Source organism: Polaromonas sp. (genome assembly GCF_029945685.1).
In the GTDB taxonomy this organism is placed as follows: domain Bacteria; phylum Pseudomonadota; class Gammaproteobacteria; order Burkholderiales; family Burkholderiaceae_C; genus Polaromonas.
This window is the reverse complement of record NZ_JAQSDA010000009.1, coordinates 1-18141: the sequence shown is the minus strand read 5'-3', so window position 1 is coordinate 18141 and position 18141 is coordinate 1. Positions and strand designations below refer to the sequence as shown.

The 18141-nt window shown below is 64.7% G+C and carries 15 protein-coding genes; 5 read left to right on the top strand and 10 right to left on the bottom strand.

Features of this window, described 5'->3' with window-relative positions; all coding sequences use genetic code 11:
• Nucleotides 1-3: 3 nt before the first annotated feature.
• From trpD to PSV26_RS06790, 5 genes are all read right to left on the bottom strand, one after another.
• Nucleotides 4-1047, bottom strand: coding sequence for an anthranilate phosphoribosyltransferase (trpD, locus tag PSV26_RS06810; RefSeq protein ID WP_300519864.1), 1044 nt, complete (start codon nt 1045-1047; stop codon nt 4-6).
• A gap of 27 nt (nt 1048-1074) precedes the next feature.
• A complete protein-coding gene (locus PSV26_RS06805; protein WP_300569121.1) occupies nt 1075-1728 on the bottom strand; it encodes a LysE family translocator in 654 nt (217 codons plus the stop codon).
• A 10-nt stretch (nt 1729-1738) separates the two neighbouring features.
• Nucleotides 1739-2785 carry a low-specificity L-threonine aldolase gene (gene ltaE, locus PSV26_RS06800; RefSeq protein WP_300569119.1) on the bottom strand — a complete coding sequence of 349 codons (1047 nt, stop codon included), beginning with the start codon at nt 2783-2785 and terminating at the stop codon, nt 1739-1741.
• Nucleotides 2786-2851: 66 nt separating this feature from the next.
• Nucleotides 2852-3424: an aminodeoxychorismate/anthranilate synthase component II gene (locus PSV26_RS06795; RefSeq protein WP_300569117.1), complete on the bottom strand. Its 573-nt coding sequence runs from the start codon at nt 3422-3424 to the stop codon at nt 2852-2854.
• Nucleotides 3425-3539: 115 nt separating this feature from the next.
• Nucleotides 3540-5123: a chorismate-binding protein gene (locus tag PSV26_RS06790; RefSeq protein WP_300519875.1), complete on the bottom strand. Its 1584-nt coding sequence runs from the start codon at nt 5121-5123 to the stop codon at nt 3540-3542.
• Between the two features lie 469 nt (nt 5124-5592).
• On the opposite strand from PSV26_RS06790, the gene PSV26_RS06785 reads away from it, so the two are divergent.
• Nucleotides 5593-6180 carry a chalcone isomerase family protein gene (locus PSV26_RS06785; RefSeq protein WP_300519877.1) on the top strand — a complete coding sequence of 196 codons (588 nt, stop codon included), beginning with the start codon at nt 5593-5595 and terminating at the stop codon, nt 6178-6180.
• A gap of 21 nt (nt 6181-6201) precedes the next feature.
• Here the strand turns inward: PSV26_RS06785 and gph are convergent, their stop codons facing one another.
• The 5 genes from gph to rpe all read right to left on the bottom strand — a co-directional run bounded on the left by gph (nt 6202) and on the right by rpe (nt 12794).
• Complete coding sequence (gene gph / locus PSV26_RS06780) at nt 6202-6942, bottom strand: phosphoglycolate phosphatase (protein ID WP_300520029.1); 741 nt, start codon at nt 6940-6942, stop codon at nt 6202-6204.
• Between the two features lie 26 nt (nt 6943-6968).
• Nucleotides 6969-7667, bottom strand: coding sequence for a VIT family protein (locus PSV26_RS06775; protein WP_300569115.1), 699 nt, complete (start codon nt 7665-7667; stop codon nt 6969-6971).
• A gap of 64 nt (nt 7668-7731) precedes the next feature.
• Entirely contained in the window at nt 7732-10257 is a 2526-nt protein-coding gene (locus PSV26_RS06770; RefSeq protein WP_300569113.1) for a PAS domain S-box protein, read from the bottom strand.
• Between the two features lie 124 nt (nt 10258-10381).
• Nucleotides 10382-12034 carry an adenylate/guanylate cyclase domain-containing protein gene (locus PSV26_RS06765; RefSeq protein ID WP_300569110.1) on the bottom strand — a complete coding sequence of 551 codons (1653 nt, stop codon included), beginning with the start codon at nt 12032-12034 and terminating at the stop codon, nt 10382-10384.
• Nucleotides 12035-12098: 64 nt separating this feature from the next.
• A complete protein-coding gene (gene rpe, locus PSV26_RS06760) occupies nt 12099-12794 on the bottom strand; it encodes a ribulose-phosphate 3-epimerase (protein ID WP_300519888.1) in 696 nt (231 codons plus the stop codon).
• A gap of 97 nt (nt 12795-12891) precedes the next feature.
• Between rpe and apaG the strand changes: the two genes are divergently transcribed.
• The 4 genes from apaG (at nt 12892) to PSV26_RS06740 (ending at nt 17988) form a co-directional block, all read left to right on the top strand.
• Nucleotides 12892-13299, top strand: coding sequence for a Co2+/Mg2+ efflux protein ApaG (gene apaG, locus PSV26_RS06755; protein ID WP_300519891.1), 408 nt, complete (start codon nt 12892-12894; stop codon nt 13297-13299).
• Nucleotides 13300-13311: 12 nt separating this feature from the next.
• On the top strand, nt 13312-15303 hold the full coding sequence (locus PSV26_RS06750; protein WP_300519894.1) for a site-specific recombinase: 1992 nt from the start codon (nt 13312-13314) through the stop codon (nt 15301-15303).
• A gap of 278 nt (nt 15304-15581) precedes the next feature.
• Complete coding sequence (locus tag PSV26_RS06745; RefSeq protein ID WP_300519896.1) at nt 15582-16838, top strand: cation:proton antiporter; 1257 nt, start codon at nt 15582-15584, stop codon at nt 16836-16838.
• Nucleotides 16831-17988: a YbdK family carboxylate-amine ligase gene (locus PSV26_RS06740; RefSeq protein WP_300569107.1), complete on the top strand. Its 1158-nt coding sequence runs from the start codon at nt 16831-16833 to the stop codon at nt 17986-17988. The genes PSV26_RS06745 and PSV26_RS06740 overlap by 8 nt, the downstream gene beginning before the upstream one ends.
• Nucleotides 17989-18141: the final 153 nt, after the last annotated feature.

Genomic DNA, 18141 nt, shown 5'->3' with positions numbered 1-18141 from the left:
GGTTCAGGTCGCCAGGGCTTGGGAGGTGGAAACCAGCTGTTCGAGCTTGGCTTTGGCAGCGCCGGAAGTGATGGCCGCGCGGGCCAGCGCGATGCCGGCCACCATGGACTCGGCCACATTGGCCGCATACAGCGCGGCGCCGGCGTTGAGGATGACGATGTCGCGCGCCGCACCGGGCTCGTCGTCGAGCACGCTCCTGAGCATGGCCATCGACTGCTCGGGCGCTTCCACGCGCAGCGTGCGGTTGCTGGCCATGGCCAGACCGAAGTCCTCGGGATGGATTTCGTACTCGGTGATCTCGCCACCCTTGAGCTCGCCGACCACCGTAGCCGCACCCAGTGACACCTCGTCCATGCCGTCCTTGCCGTAGACCACCAGCGCATGTTCGGCGCCCAGGCGCTGCAGCGCGCGCACCTGGATGCCGACCAGGTCGGGGTGGAACACGCCCATCAGGATGTTGGGTGCACCGGCCGGGTTGGTCAGCGGCCCGAGGATGTTGAAGATGGTGCGCACGCCGAGTTCCTTGCGCACCGGGGCGACGTTTTTCATCGCCGGATGATGGTTGGGCGCAAACATGAAGCCGACGCCGACGTCCGCGATACATTGGGCAATCGCGTCGGGCTTGAGGTTGATGTTGATGCCCAGGGCTTCGAGCACATCGGCGCTGCCGGACTTGCTGCTGACACTGCGCCCGCCGTGTTTGCTGACCTTGGCACCGGCGGCCGCCGCGACAAACATCGAGCAGGTCGAGATGTTGAAGGTGTGCGAGCCGTCGCCGCCGGTGCCGACGATGTCCACCAGGTGCGTCTTGTCGGCCACATGGACCTTGGTGGAAAACTCGCGCATCACCTGGGCCGCCGCAGTGATCTCGCCGATGGTTTCCTTCTTGACGCGCAGGCCGGTGATCAGCGCGGCCATCATGACCGGGGACATCTCCCCGCTCATGATCATGCGCATGACGTGCAGCATCTCGTCATGGAAAATTTCGCGGTGTTCGATGGTGCGCTGCAGGGCTTCCTGGGGCGTGATTTTGTTGCTCATGGGCATGATCGTGTTCTTGTCTTGTCTCTGGAGTTAGTGGGAAGGATTGTCGGTCAGGGCCAGCTTGATGCCAAATCCAATGAACATGGCGCCGGCCACCCGGTCCAGCCAGCGCAGCCCGCGCTGCAAGGCCCCCGCGCGCCGCGCCAGCCAGCTGGCTGCCAGCGCCCAGCCGATGTTGACCCACAGCCCGTTGAAGTTGAACAGCAGGCCCAGCAGCAAAAACGCCAGTGGCTTGTTGTCCACGCCGGGGGCAATGAACTGCGGTACAAACGCCAGGAAAAACAGCGCCACCTTGGGGTTCAGCACGTTTGTCCAGAAACCCTGGAAGAATATGCCTTTCAGGCCTCCAGCCCTCGCTGGATGGGCGCCAGCAGCTTCTGAATTAATAGCAAATTTGGTACCCTGGCTGGTCAGCAGGCGGATGCCGACATACACCAGGTAGGCGGCACCGGCCCACTTGAGCACCGCAAAAGCCGTGGCCGAGGCCGCCAGCAGCGCGCTGACGCCCCCTGCCGCCGCGAGGATGTGCACAAAACAGCCCGCGGTGATGCCCAGCGCCGCCACCATACCGGCGCGTGCGCCGCGGCGAAGGGCATGGGTCACGATGTAGAGCACATCCGGGCCGGGCGTCAGGTTCAGCAACACGCCGGCAGCCATGAACAGCAGCAGTTGTTCGGTCGCCATGAATGGGCCCTCAGTCCTTGAAGAAGCCGCGGATCGCCGCGATCGCGCGGTCCACGCCGGCCGCATCCACGTCAAGGTGGGTGACAAAACGCATGCGGTACAGGCCGGTGGCCTGAATGCCTTCGCTGGCGAGGTGCCGCAGCAAGGCCTCGGAGCGGTCGCGAGCGCTGCCGACCAGATCCACAAACAGGATGTTGGTCTGCGGCGCCTCGACCTGCAGACCGTCGAGGCCGGCCAGGCCGTCGGCCAGCCGGGTTGCCAGCGCGTGGTCGTCGGCCAGGCGGGCGATGTGGTGATCCAGCGCATACGAGGCCGCGGCCGCCAGCCCGCCGGCCTGCCGCATGGCGCCGCCGGCCATCTTGCGAATGCGCCGGGCGCGGGCGATGAATTCGACCGAACCGCACAGCGCCGAGCCCACCGGCGCGCCCAGGCCCTTGCTGAAACAAACGGACACCGAATCGAAGCAGCCGGCGATGCGCCGGGCTTCTGCACGCGCCTCGGTGCCAAGGAAAGCCGCCTGCGCCACCGCCGCATTGAACAGGCGTGCGCCATCCAGGTGCCGGGCCAACCCCTGGCGGCGCGCCAGGTCGGTTGCCTGTTCGATGTAAGCCATGGGCAGCAGCTTGCCGCCCAGCGTGTTTTCCAGCGCCAGCAGGCGGCTGCGCGCGAAATGCGGGTCGTCCGGCTTGACCGCGGACTCAATGTCGGCCAGCGCCAGCGTGCCGTCGGCCTGATGGTTCAGCGGCTGCGGCTGCACGCTGCCCAGCACCGCCGCGCCGCCGCCTTCCCAGCGGTAGCAGTGCTGCATCTGGCCGACGATGTACTCGTCGCCGCGCTGGCAGTGGGCCAGAATCGCGCACAGGTTGCTCTGGGTGCCGGTGGGCACAAACAGCGCCGCTTCGAAGCCCAGCATGGCCGCGATTTTTTCCTGCAGCGCGTTCACGCTCGGGTCGTCACCGAACACGTCGTCCCCCAGCGGCGCGCGCGCCATCGCGGCACGCATGCCTTCGGTGGGTTGCGTCACGGTGTCGCTTCTCAGGTCAACTTTTGAGGTCATATGTGGCACCAGCCTTTATGGAATCTACGCAGGCAGCTCCGCTTTTGATAGCAAACCGAGCCGTGGCTAAACGCGCTGCTCAAGGAAGTTTTTCAGCATCGCATGGCCGTGTTCGGTCAGTATCGATTCGGGGTGGAACTGCACGCCCTGGATCGCGAGTTCCTTGTGGCGCACGCCCATGATCTCGCCGTCGTCGGTCCAGGCGGTGATGGCCAGCACCTCGGGGCAGGACGCCTTGTCAATCGCCAGCGAGTGGTAGCGGTTGACGGTGAACTGCCTGGGCAAACCGGCGAACACGCCTTCCTGCGTGGTGCTGATCACGCTGGTCTTGCCGTGCATCAGCTGCTGCGCACGCACGATCTTGCCGCCAAAGGCCGCGCCCACCGCCTGGTGGCCCAGGCAGACGCCCAGGATCGGCAGCTTGCCGGCGAAGTGTTGAATGGCCGCCACTGAAATGCCGGCTTCCGCCGGTGAGCACGGACCGGGCGAGATCACCAGCCGGTCCGGCGCGCGTGCGGCAATGCCTTCCAGCGTGATCTCGTCGTTGCGGAAGACCTCGACCTCGGCACCGAGCTCGCCGAAATACTGGACGATGTTGTAGGTGAAGGAGTCGTAGTTGTCGATCATCAATAACTTCATACGGCCCCCACGCTTTTCACTTCGTGTAATACGCTGCCCCCCGAGGGGGCGCTGCGCCTGCGGCCCGGCAAAGCCGGTTCCGCGGCCCCGGCTGGTGAAGAGGATGTGGCCATGATCATTCCAGCCCCTCCTCGACCAGCTCGGAAGCGCGCAACAAGGCGCGCGCCTTGGCCTCGGTCTCTTTCCATTCGAGCTCGGCCACCGAATCGGCCACCACCCCCGCCGCCGCCTGCACGTAGAGCATCTGGTCCTTGATGACGCCGGTGCGGATGGCGATGGCCACATCCATGTCGCCGGCATAACTGAGGTAGCCGCAGGCGCCGCCGTACAGGCCGCGTTTGGTCGGCTCGAGCTGGTCGATCAGTTCCATCGCGTGCACCTTGGGCGCGCCGGTCAGCGTGCCGGCCGGGAAAGTCGCCTTGAGCACGTCCATGCTGGTCATGCCGTCGAGCAACACGCCCTCAACATTGCTGACGATGTGCATGACATGGCTGTAACGCTCCACCGAAAACGCCTCGGTGACCTTGACCGTGCCGGTTTTGGCGATACGGCCGATGTCGTTGCGCGCCAGATCGATCAGCATCACATGTTCAGCGCGCTCTTTCGGATCGTTGATCAGCTCCTGCTCGACGGCTTTGTCAAGCTCGGGCGACGAAGCGCGCGGCCGCGTGCCGGCCAGCGGCCGGATGGTGATCTTCTGCTCGAACCGCGCCCCCACGCTTGTCACTGCGTGTACTGCGCTGCCCCCCGCGGGGGCCGTGCCTTGCTCGGGGCGGCCCGTCGCGGCGGCTTCGACTTTCTCCTGGCGCACCAGAATTTCCGGCGACGCGCCCACCACGTGAAAGTCGCCGAAGTGGTAGTAATACATGTAGGGGCTGGGGTTGAGCGAACGCAGCGCGCGGTACAGCGACAGCGGCGACTCGGTGTAGCGCTTCTTGATGCGCTGGCCCACCTGCACCTGCATGAAGTCGCCGGCCTCGATCAGCCGCTTGGCGCGTTCGACAGCGGCCAGGTAATCGGCTTTCGCAAAGTCACGTTCGGCCGGGTAACCCTGGGTCGGTTTGACCACTGGCGCGCTGACGGAATACTTGAGCTGCTCCTTCAGTTCGCGCACGCGTTTTTTGGCGTTGGCATAGGCCTCGGGCAAGGCCGGGTCGGCATAGACGATCAGGTAGAGCTTGCCCGAGAGGTTGTCGATCACCGCCAGTTCCTCGCACTGCAGCAGCAGGATGTCGGGGCAGCCCAGGGTGTCTGGTGGGCATGACGATTCGAGTTTTTTCTCGATGTAGCGCACCGTGTCGTAGCCGAAATAACCGGCCAGGCCGCCGCAAAAACGCGGCAGGCCGGGCCGCAGCGCGACCTTGAAACGCTTCTGGTAGTCGCTGATGAAATCGAGCGGATTGGCTTTGGAGGTTTCGATCACCTGGCCGTCCCGCACCACCTCGGTCAGCACGTCGGCGCCAAAGCCGCTGGCCCGCACCAGGGTACGCGCCGGCAGGCCGATGAAGCTGTAGCGGCCAAAACGCTCGCCGCCGACGACCGATTCGAGCAAAAAGCTGAATTTGCCGCCATCCCTGGAATGTGCCAGTTTCAGATACAGCGAGAGCGGGGTTTCAAGATCGGCAAACGCCTCCGCCATCAGGGGAATGCGGTTGTAGCCCTGCTGCGCAAGGCTTTTGAATTCAAGTTCAGTGATCACGGCAAGTTCCTTCACCGGTGGGCCCACGCGCGCCGGCGTGGCCACCTTCATTCAGTACGCCCCGAAAACCGGGGCAAGGATGCTCGTTGCAGGAGGGCAAGAGCGCATCAAAACAGGCTTGCATGGCAACGAGACCAATCGGCCGCGGCATGCGAGAGCTGTCAGGCCCGCCAGGGCCAGGCTCCCCGGTAGCTGCTACCTGTCTGAATGATGCGATGAATGAACATGGAAAGCTGAGTGTAGCAAAGGCCGACTGAAAGACAGACCCCGGCCCCCTTGAATAGGCGCCGAAAACCGAAGTTCACAGAAAGTCCGACAAAAAAGAACAGTAAAAAATCAGCCCCTCCACAGCTTCGGACAAATGTAACTAGTAGTAACACTCATCTCGCAAACCCTCTTGCGGGTACCCGGGTGCCGGAACAGAATAACTTCATTAACGAACGACCGTTCTTTTTTTGGGAGACCTCATATGACCTGGATGAAAACATGCTTGGCGGGCGTCGTGTCGCTTTTGCTGGCCGTCAGCGCCGCCGCAGCCACCATCGAGGTGGGCGGCGTCAAGCTGGAAGACCAAATCGACATGCGCGGAAGCAAGCTGGTGCTCAATGGCGCCGGTGTGCGTTACAAGGCCGTCTTCAAGGTGTACACGGCCGGCCTGTACCTCGGCAAAAAAGCCGCCACGCCGGAAGAGGTTCTGGCAGCCCCCGGCGCCAAGCGCCTGCAGATCACCATGCTGCGCGAGATCGACTCCAATGAACTCGGCAAGCTCTTCACGCGCGGCGTGCAGGACAACGCGCCCAAGGCCGAGATGTCCAAGCTGATCCCCGGCCTGATCAAGATGGCCCAGATTTTCTCGGACCAGAAAAAGCTGGTCGCCGGCGACGTTTTCATGATTGACTGGGTGCCCGGCACCGGCACCGTGATCACCGTCAAGGGCGCCCCGCAAGGCGAGCCCTTCAAGGAACCAGAGTTTTTCAACGCCTTGATGCGCATCTGGCTCGGTCCCGTGCCCGCCGACTGGAAACTCAAGGACGCCCTGCTCGGCAAACCCGCCTGAGCCCAGCGCTGGCGGTGACGGTTAACGGGGCGCAAGCCCCGTTTTTATTTGCAGGGCGGCCAGGTCCATCGCCGCCAGCGTGTCGGCAAAACCGTCGGCATCCACACCGCGAACCGGCTCGCCGTGGTTGTAGCCGTAGGTCACCAGCAACACCGGGCAACCCGCGGCCCTTGCGGCCCGCGCATCGTTGCTGGAGTCACCGATCATCAGCGTTCGCTCCGGTGCGCTTCCCAGCGCCTCGCACGTTTTGACCAAGGGCAGAGGGTCAGGTTTTTTCCGCTCGAACGAATCGCCGCCAAACACCAGGCTGAAAAAACCGTCCAGGCCCTTGGCCTTGAGCAGGGGCCGGGCAAACGCGGCCGGCTTGTTGGTCAGGCAGGCCAGCTTCAGACCCTGGCGCTGCAGCAGCTGCAAACCCTCCACCACGCCCGGGTAGACGCTGGCATGCTGGCCGTTGATGGCCAGGTAGTGGCGCTGGTAACTGGCCCAGGCTGCCGGAAGCAGCCGCTCCACTGCTTCTTTATTGATAGCTGTTGACGCTTGTCCATCAGGGGCTACAGGGCTATTCAGCACATGATCCAGGACAGAGTGAATCAAATGCTCCGAGCCTTTGCCCACCCGCGCCCCGACCACGGATCGGTCGACCGGCGACAAGGACAGATCGGCCAGCATCCGGTTCAGGGCAACCACAAAATCACCGAGGGTATCGACCAGGGTGCCGTCCAGGTCGACGATCGCTGCATCAAACAGGCTGTGGTTCAGGGACACCGGCCTTGTTTCCCTGCAGATCAAACTACCGCGCCGAACAGTGCGCCCACGCCTGCCGTGATCGCCATCGCGAGTGCGCCCCAGAAGGTGACGCGCCATGCACTGGCCAGAACGCCGGCGCCGCCAACGCGGGCAGCCACAACACCCAGGAGGGCGAGAAACACCAGTGAACTGGCGGAAACCCAGACGATGAGGCCTTGTGCGGGAGCCAGGGCGGTCACGGCCAGCGGCAACACCGCGCCGACCGCAAAACTTGCCGCCGAGGCCAACGCCGCCCGCACCGGCCGCGCACTGAGCGCCTCTGAAATGCCGAGTTCGTCCCGGGCATGGGCGGCCAGCGCGTCGTGCGCTGTCAACGCAACAGCCACCTGCTGGGCCAACCCGGGCGTCAGCCCCCGCGCGACATAAATGGCCGTCAGCTCACGCTGCTCCGCGGCGGGGTCCAGCGCCAGCTCGGCACGTTCGCGCTCAAGGTCGGCCTTTTCGGTGTCAGCCTGCGAGTGAACCGAGACATACTCCCCTGCGGCCATCGACATCGCCCCGGCTACCAGCCCGGCGACCCCGGCCACAAGAATGCTGCCCTGGCTTGACTGCGCGGCGGCAACGCCGACCACCAGGCTGGCGGTGGAAACAATGCCATCGTTGGCCCCCAGCACAGCCGCACGCAGCCAGCCGATGCGGTCAGTGCGGTGGCGTTCCGTATGGCGCGAGAATTTCATGGGTGGGTGGAACCCGAGTGAAGGTTGGAAAGGACAGCGCAGCGCAGACCGGGATCATACCGGTTCAGCGCCGGCCACGGGCCGCCCGCCGGCCGTCGATGGCCTGACGCAAGCTGCCCAGCAGGCGTTGTTCGTCAATCGGCTTTTCAAGCCAGGCCGACACTGCCAGGGTGTTGCCGGCATGCAGCCGGGCTTCCGCAGCGGTCACGGACAGCACCAGAACCGGCAGGTCCGCGGTGCGTTTGTCCTGCCGCAGTGAACGGATCAGGTCCAGCCCGTTTTCGTAGGGAAGCTGCACGTCCACGGTCATCGCGGTGTAAGACACCATGTTGAGGTAGTCACGCGCCTGTGCCGCTGTGTGGGCGATGTCGGCATCGAAGCCGGCTTTGTCCAGCATCATGCCTATCAGCCGGGCGACATCCGGGTCGTCTTCACACACCAGGATACGCGGCCGGTTGATGCCATCAAGACTCATGGGCGCTGTCACCGGTGGCGCCTCGCGCCACTCCGGCAGTTCGAAATAGAAGGTGGTCCCCACATCGACCTTGGAGGTGAAGCCCAGGCTTCCCTCCATCCGCTCCACAATCGCCTTTGAAATCGCCAGGCCGAGACCGGTACCACCCTTCTGGCGTGTGTCGGAAGAATCGGCTTGCGAAAATTTCTGAAAAATGCGCTGGCGGAATTCTTCGGGGATACCGGGTCCATTGTCACTGACCTCGACACGCAGGCGGCCGGCGTGCCGGCCCAGCAGCACCAGCACCGTGCCCTGCGCGGGAGAAAACTTGATGGCATTGGACAGCAGGTTGGTCATCACCTGGAGCAGGCGGTCGCTGTCCACCAGGGCCTTCAGGGGCTGTCTGGGCGCATGCAGGGCCAGCCTGACCTGGTGCTGCGCGGCAAATCCCTCGTTGTCCGCCAGCGTCCGCTGCAGCAGCGGCAGCAGTTCCAGCGGCTGCAGCTCGAACTGCATCTTGCCGGACTCGATTTTTTCACTGTCGAGGATGTCGTTGATCAGGCGGATCAACCGCTCACAATTGTTTTTGGCGATTTCCACAAGGCTTTTGGCCCGTTCCGGCAGCGCACCGGCCACGCCCCCCGAGACCAGCCCCAGCGAGCCGCGTATCGAAGTCAGGGGGGTGCGCAGTTCATGGCTGACGATGGAGACAAACTCGCTTTTCATGCGGTCGATGCGCTTGAGCTCGGTGACGTCGGTACCCAGCGAGAAAAATCCGATGACCTTGTCCTCCTCATCGCCCTCGCCGTAGCGCGGGAAATAACTCATCACGTATTCGCGCCGCTCACCGCTGGCGGTGACCTGCTCCCGCTCGTAACGCACCGCATAGCCGGACAGCGCCTCCTGCACATGGTGGCTGATCCGGTTGTAAAACTCGGGGCCGGTGATTTCAAGCAGGGTTTTGCCGTCGATTCTTTCCCGCGGCAAGCCAAAAACCTCTTCATAGGCCTTGTTGTGAAACTGGAAACGCTGGTCGCTGTCCACGTAGGCCATCAAGGCCGGGACATTATCGGTGAGCTGGCGCAACTGCTCCTCGCTGTCGCGCAAGTGCTGGGCAATCCGCTTGCTTTCGGTGACGTCACGAATGATGGCCGTGAACAAGCGCCGGCCGCCGACATTGACGTCGCCAAAGGACACGTTGACCGGAAACTCGGTGCCGTCACGGCGCTGGCCCACGACCTGCGTATCGGACTCCCGGAAGCCCCGGGGCCGGTCCGCCAGCGACGCGAAGAAGGCCGTGAAGCCCATCTGGTAACGCACAGGCAGCAGCCTGACCACCGGTTGCCCCATCAGCTCGTCGAGGCGGTAGCCGAAGAGGTGCCGGGCAGCGCTGTTGGCGTGGACGACCAGGCCATCCCCGGTGGCGGTCACCACCCCTTCTGCCATGCTCTCGGTGATGGCGCGGCTCATGGCTTCGCTGTCGGCCAGTTCGGCCTGGATGCTGCGGTTCTTGGCCTGCGCACGGATTGCGGCCCGAATGGTCCAGCCGAGCAGCCCAAGCGTGAGCAGGCCGCTCAACAGAATCAGCAAGCGGACCGTCTGCGCCGTCCTCCGGGTGTTTTTTTCGGAACGATCCAGAGTCTGCGCCTGGGTGCTCTTGATCCGGCCGGCGAGCTCCCCGATGTCGTTGTGAAGCTGGCGGTTCACGTCGCTGCCGACCAGCGCGATCGCCGCCTCCAGCCCCGCCTGTTGCCGGGCGCTGACGGTCTCCTCCATGAAATCCAGTCGTCGGGCGACCAGCCCCTGCAGGGTACGCAGGTCTGCCAGGCGCTCGTCCGCCGCCGGCAGGCCACCGACGCCCAGCAGCACCTGCTGCAACTCTGCCCTGGCCTGCCGGTAGGCGGCCAGGTCCTGGTCGACGTTGGTCAGAAGGTAGCGCCGCTGCAGGGACTCTGTGGTCTTGAACTGCGAGACGAGCCGCTCCAGCAGGACCACCGTCACCTGGATTTTTTCTTCGCCCTTCTCGTCCTCAAGCAGCGAATGGATGGTGATGTAGGACGTGACCGTGCTCAGGGCCATCAGGAGCAGGCCCAAGCCCAGGGCGATGGTGATGTTGGTGCGAAAGGGCAGCTTCATGGCGGGGCCTTGTGCGGGGGCTGGGTGCGGGATCGGTGCCCCGCGGGCTTTTCCCGAACCGCTTGTACGCACGATACACCAGTGGACCCTGCAGGCCTGCCTGCGGCCGGACGCAGCCTGCCGGTCATGGCGTGGCCGCTGCGGGCAAGCCGGACTCCAGCGCCGCCATCAATTCGCCCAACGAGGCCTCCAGGCGCAACAGCAAAACATCGAGGGCGGCGCGCGGCGCTTCCCCGTGCAGTGCCTGCTCCAGCGCCTGCGCATGGTCGGGCACCTGCGTGGCGCCGATCTGCCCGGACAGGCCGCGCAGGGAGTGGACCAGCAGTTCCGCTGCTTTTGTGTCGCCCGCGTCGAGCGCCTCCCGGATGCGCCGGGGGGTGTCTCTGCGCCCTTCCAGAAAACGCCCCAGCATGGAGAGATAAAGCGTTTTCACGCCCATCGCCCGGCGCAGCCCGAGGGCCAGGTCCAGCCCCGCGATGGCGGTGGGCCAGGCATCGGCATCCGGGTCGCCGGTCGTTGCCGCTTCCAGCCTTGCCAGCGCCTTGCGCAACTCGCTCACGGCCTCGGCCTTTTGCGCGGTGGTCAGGCGGACCGCATTTAGCTCCAGACGCAAGCCGGGCCCGTCAAAGCGGATGACCCCGGGATCGCCGGGCACTCCGGTGTTTTCCCCGCGGACCACATACACCGGGATGGGCTGGGCAAAGCCCTTGGCGAGGATGGCGTCCCGAGCGTCGGCCTGCACCTGGCCTTGCACCAGGGCATGGGTCTCGCTGGAAATCAGGATTTCGCCGGGCTCGGCAGCCTGCTCAAGGCGGGCGGCCAGGTTGACCTCACGGCCGATGATGGTGTATTCCATGCGCAGGCTGCTGCCGAAATTGCCGACGTCGCAAAACCCCGAGTTGATGCCGATACGTATCTCGAAATTCCTGTGGATGCCCATGTCGCGCCAGCGGGCCCGCAGCCCTTCCATGCGTTTTTGCATGGCGATGGCCATCCGCACGCACTGCACCGCATCCTCGCGAACGCCCAGCGTATGCGGATCGCCAAAAAAAATGACGATGGCGTCCCCGATGAATTTGTCCAGCGTCGCGCCATACTCGGCGGCAATCTGCGACATTTCCGCGAAATAGCTGTTGAGCAGCAGCGTGACCTCTTCAGGCTGCCACTGCGCCGTCGACTCGGTGAAATTCTTGATGTCGGAGAAAAACACCGTCAGCTTCTTGCGCTGCGTCCGGATTTCGGCCTGGCGTGAACCGTCAAAAAGCGACTGGTAAACCTGCGGCGCCAGGTACCGCGAGAGCTGCTCGGACAACACCTTCAGGCGCCTGGCATTGGCGTGGCGCTCAAGGTGCAGCTTCAGGCGCGCCAGCAGCACCGGCGGGCTGATGGGCTTGGTGACGTAGTCGGTCGCGCCCAGGTCCAGCCCCCGTTGCTCTTCATCCTCGCTGCCCAGCGCCGTGAGGAAAATGACCGGAATATCGGCGGTGCGCGGGTCCCGGCTGAGCCGGGCAAGCACCTCGTAGCCGTCCATGTCCGGCATCACCACGTCCAGCAGGATGATGTCGGGCCGCTCGGCCGAACGGGCCATGTCCAGGCCAACCTCGCCGGCGGCAGCCGCCATCACCTCGTAGCTGTCCTGCAACAGGGCCGTGAGCAGGTAGCGGATATCCGCGCTGTCCTCAATCACCAGAATGCGGTGCCTGTGCAGCGGCTCCGGCAGGTTCGCACGGCTGCTCTGCTTGAGCTCCTCCACTTCCGGTCTGCCCGCAGTCTCCATGGTCCGGCCCTTCCAATCCAGCCAGGGCACGGCGCCTGGTTCACCCGCAGGCTGCGCTATCGGCCTATGTCGCCAGCGCTGCCCGCATTCCCTCGATCACCGACCGGTAATCCGGCTTGCCGAAAATCGCACTGCCCGCCACAAAGGTGTCGGCTCCGGCCGCTGCCACCTGCGCAATGTTGTCGAGCTTGATGCCGCCGTCGACCTCCAGACGGATGTCCTTGCCGGACGCGTCAATGCGCTTTCTCGCCTGCTCGATCTTGCGCAGGGCCGAGTCGATGAAACTCTGGCCGCCAAAACCGGGGTTGACACTCATGATCAGAATCAGGTCGATGTCGTCGATGACCCAGTCCAGCACATCCAGCGGCGCGGCGGGGTTGAAGACCAGCCCGGCCTTGCAGCCTTTGGACTTGATGGCCTGCACGCTGCGGTGCACATGGCCGGAAGCGTCGGGGTGAAAACTGATCAGGTCTGCGCCGGCATCGGCAAAGGCTGCGGCCAGGCTGTCGACCGGCTGCACCATCAGGTGCACGTCGATCGGCACCGCGGTGCCGTCGGCCTTTTTGGCGTGCGGCTTGAGGGCGCTGCAGATCATGGGCCCGAAGGTCAGGTTGGGCACGTAATGGTTGTCCATCACGTCAAAGTGGATCCAGTCGGCGCCGGCCTCGATGACTGACCTCAGTTCCTCACCCAGGCGCGCGAAATCGGCGGACAGAATCGACGGGGCAATCCGGTACACCGGTGGCTTGTTTTGGCTCATGGCAGGATTGTCGCAGCAAGTGCGCACCCCGCCCATTTCCCCCGGATTTTCATGCCCGCCGGAGGGCGGTTAACATGGGCGCCTCTATGGGAACCCCATGCCGAAATACGAATTTTCCTGCGACGTCCAGCCACACTACCTTCCCGAGCAATCGGCCCCCGAAGACGAGGTGTATGGCTTTGCCTACACCGTCACGATCACCAACACCGGCGAGGTCGCGGCGCAGCTGATTTCGCGCCACTGGATCATCAGCGACGCGCGCGGTCACACCGAGGAGGTCAAGGGCCTGGGCGTGGTCGGCCATCAGCCACTGCTCAAACCGGGCGAGTCCTTCCAGTACAGCAGCGGTTCGCGCCTGCGCACACCCACCGGCACCATGCACGGCAGCTACTTCTGTGTTGCCGAGGATGGCGAACGTTTCGAAGCGACCATTCCGATGTTTGTGCTCGAGGCTGGCCGTGGCGGTGGCCCCGGCCAGGCCGGCGGCGCCCGTGTCCTCCACTAGGGGCGTCCGGCCATGCGGACACTGAGCGAGCTGCTCGACCAGCTGGAGCCCGGGGCTGAACTGGCCGTGCGGCACCTCTGGCTCAGCGACCTGCTGGACTGGATACGCGGGGACGCGAGCAATGCGCAGGCGGCGCTGTCGCGGGTGGGGCTGTTCCTCGACGCGGCGCATGCCCGGCCGGGTTTTCCGGAGCGGCTGCGCCTGTGGTGGCTCACCCTGGTCGAAACGGTGGATGCCACGCCCCTGTTTGCCGATTTCGGTTTTGCGCCACGTGCCGCTTTTCTCAGCGAACTCGGCGAACGGCTGCGCTACAAGCTGTTGCCGGGCACGCCCGAGACCACCCACGCCACCGAACTGTTCATGCTGCTGTTCCCGGTCCCGTTTGACGCACAGTGGCTCAAACTGCTCGACGAGGACACGCTGGGGCGGCTGGGTGCACTGTTGGGCCAGGCCGGCGACGACGCTCCCGCCGACCTCCCTGCCCCCGGCGCCAGTGCCCTGCTCAAGGACTGGCAGGCCACGCTGCTGGAGTCCCTGACCTACTGCACCAGCCAGGTCTGCGCCACCGGCTTCTCGCCCGAACTGCGCCTGCGGATGAGCCCCCAGAGCCTGCTGGCCCGGCCCTTTCACGGCCTGCTCGCCGATCTTGAAGCGCTGCGCGCCGCGTTACTGCTGCACGGGCCCGACAGCGGCGCACTGCATCTGGCGCTTGACCAGTTCAAGAGCCGGCTGGAGGCTTGCCGCAGTGCGGCCTCGTCGGTGTACGTCCATCTTGATGAACACGGCATCTCGGTCGGCCTGGTGTTTCGCCTGCGCCAGCTGCGCGAGCGCATCCTGCGCATTCGTGATCTGCTTGACTGCCTGCTTTCGGACAAACCCGCCACCAGCGCCATGCAGTTGCTGGCCCGGCTGGTGCTGCTGGCCGAGGAGCGGCGCAGCATACGCGCGCTGGTGGCCAGCAACTCCACCCTGCTGGCCGCCAAGGTGGCCGAACGCGGCGCCGAAACCGGCGAGCACTACATCACGCGCGACCGCGCGGCCTACACCGACATGCTGGGCAAGGCCGCCGGCGGCGGCGCCCTGACGGCCGTCACCACGCTGCTCAAGTTCATGGTGGTGGGGCTGGCACTGTCGGCCTTCTGGGGCGGCTTCCTGTCCAGCATCGTCTATGCCGCCAGCTTTGTGCTGATCCAGTTGATGCACTTCACGCTGGCCACCAAACAGCCGGCCATGACGGCACCGGCCATGGCCGCCAAGCTCAAGGACCTGCGCACGGGCGAAGCGGTGAGCGAGTTTGTCGATGAGGTCACGCACCTGGTGCGCTCCCAGGTGGCGGCCGTGCTGGGCAACGTGCTCGTGGTCGTGCCGGCGGTCCTGCTGATCAGCATCGCCATGCAGTACGGGCTGGGGCGACCGATGATCGATGCCAAGGAAGCCGCTCATGTGCTGCACGCCCTGAGCCTGCTCGGCCCAACGCTGTTGTGGGCCGCCTTCACCGGCGTGGTGCTGTTTGCTGCCAGCATCATAGGCGGCTGGGTGGAAAACTGGTTTGTGCTGTACCGCCTGGCGTCGGCCATGCGCTACAACCCGCGCATCACCCGGGCACTGGGCGTTGCACGGGCGCGGCGCTGGGGCCATTTCATGCGCGACAACATTTCGGGCTTCACCTCCAATATCGCCCTGGGTTTCATGCTGGGACTGATTCCGCCGATGACCGGCTTCTTCGGGGTGGAACTCGAAGTGCGCCACGTCACACTGTCTTCCGGCCAGCTGGCCGCGGCCGTTGCGGCCCTCGGCTGGGACGCGCTGCGGCAACCGGCCCTGTGGTGGTGTGTGGCCGCCATCCCGCTGATCGGCGCTCTCAACCTGGGGGTGAGCTTTTACTTCGCGTTCCGGCTGGCGCTGCGGGCGCACAGCGTCAGCGGCGTGGATCGCGGACGCATCCGTTCCGCGATCTGGGCGCGCTGGCGCAGCAAGCCGGCCAGCTTTTTTCTGCCTGATTGACACCGCGCAGGAGCTGTCAACACCCTGACAACTGCTACGCCCACAGCACGGCAGGCGCCCATGTGAGTACTTGTCCTACATGCAAAGAGTGTGAAGCGTTGTAAATTAGGCATGTTTTTTTCATGGAAGCCTGCCTGGCCTGAAATCATTGGCCGCAACATAGACCCACCGCAGGCACCGGGGCTTGTCGCCCCATCGGCGGCCGGTCCCATCGAGCACCCGCGCACCACCCGTGCGGCGCTGCATGAATTTCAATCAATCAACGGAGACACTCATCCATGAATGAAATCATGGCCATCTGGGCCGAATGGATCAAACCCTCAGCGGGTCTGCCCACGGTCCAGTGGTCCTTCCTTCTGGCGCTGGCCGCACTGACCGGGCACCTGGTGCAACGCTACGCGGGCGTGCCCAAGGTGGTGGGGTATTCGGCGGTCGGCGCCTTTGCCGGCCTGGCCGGGTTTACCGGCGCCGCCTGGCCGCTGCAGGGAACGGGCCTGTTTCTGCTGGAACTCGGTGTGGCCGTCGTGCTGTTTGAAGCGGGTGGCCGCATTCCTCTGCGCTGGTTCCGCCACAACCCCATGGTGCTGGTGCAAAGCCTGGCCGAATCGACACTGACCTTTGTCGCCGTCTACTGGGCGCTGACCTTTTTCGGCATGCGGGAGGTTGTCGCCGAGCCGCTGGCCCTGCTGGCCATGGCGGCTTCGCCGGCGGTGCTGTCGCGCGTGATCATCGACACCCGCGCCTCCGGTCCCGTGACCGAGCGGGCCATGGTGCTGTCGACCCTGAGCACACTGTATGCGCTGACGCTTTGCAGCGCCCGCGCCGGCATGATGGGCCGCGGCGAACAAAGTCTCACCGACACCTTCTACCCGGTGGCCGTGGTGCTGGGCCTGTCGGTGGTGGTGGGTGCCGGCCTGGCGCTGGCGCTGCGGTCGGCCCTTCGCGTGATGAGCCCGACCAGCGAGAACACCGCCATCCTGCTGCTGGCCCTGATCGCTGCGGGCGCTGCACTGGCCGCGCACTTCGGCGGATCGGCTCCGCTGGCTGCGCTGCTGGGCGGCATGATGCTCAAGCAGCTCAATCCCCGGCCGTGGTCCTGGCCGCGGCAGATGGGCACCGCCTCGGCGATGCTGACCATGCTGATGTTTGTGCTGGTCTCCGTGGTGGCCGCACAGGCCGACTGGAGCGGCCAGGTGGCCGGACTGGTGGCGGCGCTGGTCGTGGCACGGGCTCTGGCCAAAATCACCGGCGTCGCGCTCGGCAATGTGGGCAGCGGCGCCAGCTGGAAGCAGGCCCTGTGGGTCGGCTGCGCGATGTCGCCCATGTCCTCGGTGGCGCTGCTCATCGTTTCCCAGTTTGTGGCTTCGTCGGCTTCCCTGGGACCGCGTATTGCAAGCATTGCGCTACCGGCCATCCTGCTGATGGAAGTGCTGGGCGCCATTGTCGCGACCTTCTCCATCTACCGTGCCCGTGAAAGCTCCAAGCCCTGGGCGCACAAACCCTGGACCCCCTCAACCGGAGAGCTCCGTGAGTAAACACACCCCTGCGCAACTGGCACCCGGCGGGCTGGAGCCCTTCCAGAAATCGGAGGCGCTGTCGCTCGGCGTCGAGCTGGAACTGCAGCTCGTCAACACCCATGACTACGACCTCGCCCCGTATGCCGAAGACATGCTGCGCCTGATGGAAAAGATTCCGCTGCCCGGCAGCGTGGTCCCCGAGATGACGTCGAGCATGATCGAGATCTCCACCGGCGTGTGCCAGTCTTCGTCGGAGGTGCTGGGCCAGCTCACGCAAATCCGCGACGCGCTGGTCAAAAGCGCTGACAAGCTGAACATTGCAGTGGTCGGTGGTGGCACCCACCCTTTCCAGCAGTGGCACGAACGCCGCATTTACGACAAGCCGCGTTTTCGCGAGCTGTCCGAGCTGTACGGCTACCTGTCCAAGCAGTTCACGATTTTTGGCCAGCACGTGCATGTGGGTTGCCCCGATGCCGACACCGCGCTGCTGACGCTGCACCGCATGTCGCGCTACATTCCGCACTTCATTGCACTGTCGGCCTCCTCGCCTTATGTCCAGGGGCAGGACACGGCCTTTGACTCAGCGCGCCTGAATTCGGTGTTTGCCTTTCCGCTGTCGGGCCGCGCGCCGATGGCGCTGACCTGGGACGAGTTCACGGTCTACTTCGAGAAAATGACACGCACCGGCGTGGTCAGGAGCATGAAGGACTTCTACTGGGACATCCGGCCCAAGCCGGAGTTCGGCACCATTGAGATCCGCGTTTTCGACACCCCGTTGACAGTGGGCCGCGCCGCCGCGCTGTCGGGTTACGTGCAGTCGCTCGCTTCGTGGTTCATGAACGACCAGCCCTTCACGCCGACCGAAGACGACTACCTGGTCTACACCTACAACCGCTTCCAGGCCTGCCGCTTCGGGCTGGAGGCGGTCTACGTGGACCCGGCCACCGGCGAACACATGGCCCTGCGCGACCACATCCTGATGACCATGGACAAGATCGGCTCACACGCCAGAGCCCTTGGGGCCAGCAGCGGCATTCACCTGCTGCGCAGCAGCGTCGAGCTGTCCAACAACGACGCGCGCTGGTTGCGCGAGTTGCAGGCCAAGGAAAACCTGCTGGCCGAAGTGATTCGCCAGGCCGCGCTTAAATTCCGGGGATTGCCGGTTTAGGCGGCAGCGTCTTCATGCTGCTCAGGCTGAGCTTGTTGAAGTCTTCTTTGCTTCTGCTGTTGGAGGTTTGCCAGCAAGCCGGGGGTAGCCCGGCAGCTACTCACTTTTCTTTTGCGTCGCCAAAAGAAAAGTAAGCAAAAGAAAAGGCGACCC

What these genes read in the sequence shown, in the direction of transcription:
- trpD (WP_300519864.1), bottom strand. Translation starts at nt 1,047, where the DNA reads ATGCCCATGAGCAACAAAATCACGCCCCAGGAAGCCCTGCAGCGCACC.
- PSV26_RS06805 (WP_300569121.1), bottom strand. Translation starts at nt 1,728, where the DNA reads ATGGCGACCGAACAACTGCTGCTGTTCATGGCTGCCGGCGTGTTGCTG.
- ltaE (WP_300569119.1), bottom strand. Translation starts at nt 2,785, where the DNA reads ATGACCTCAAAAGTTGACCTGAGAAGCGACACCGTGACGCAACCCACC.
- PSV26_RS06795 (WP_300569117.1), bottom strand. Translation starts at nt 3,424, where the DNA reads ATGAAGTTATTGATGATCGACAACTACGACTCCTTCACCTACAACATC.
- PSV26_RS06785 (WP_300519877.1), top strand. Translation starts at nt 5,593, where the DNA reads ATGACCTGGATGAAAACATGCTTGGCGGGCGTCGTGTCGCTTTTGCTG.
- PSV26_RS06775 (WP_300569115.1), bottom strand. Translation starts at nt 7,667, where the DNA reads ATGAAATTCTCGCGCCATACGGAACGCCACCGCACTGACCGCATCGGC.
- PSV26_RS06770 (WP_300569113.1), bottom strand. Translation starts at nt 10,257, where the DNA reads ATGAAGCTGCCCTTTCGCACCAACATCACCATCGCCCTGGGCTTGGGC.
- PSV26_RS06765 (WP_300569110.1), bottom strand. Translation starts at nt 12,034, where the DNA reads ATGGAGACTGCGGGCAGACCGGAAGTGGAGGAGCTCAAGCAGAGCAGC.
- rpe (WP_300519888.1), bottom strand. Translation starts at nt 12,794, where the DNA reads ATGAGCCAAAACAAGCCACCGGTGTACCGGATTGCCCCGTCGATTCTG.
- apaG (WP_300519891.1), top strand. Translation starts at nt 12,892, where the DNA reads ATGCCGAAATACGAATTTTCCTGCGACGTCCAGCCACACTACCTTCCC.
- PSV26_RS06750 (WP_300519894.1), top strand. Translation starts at nt 13,312, where the DNA reads ATGCGGACACTGAGCGAGCTGCTCGACCAGCTGGAGCCCGGGGCTGAA.
- PSV26_RS06745 (WP_300519896.1), top strand. Translation starts at nt 15,582, where the DNA reads ATGAATGAAATCATGGCCATCTGGGCCGAATGGATCAAACCCTCAGCG.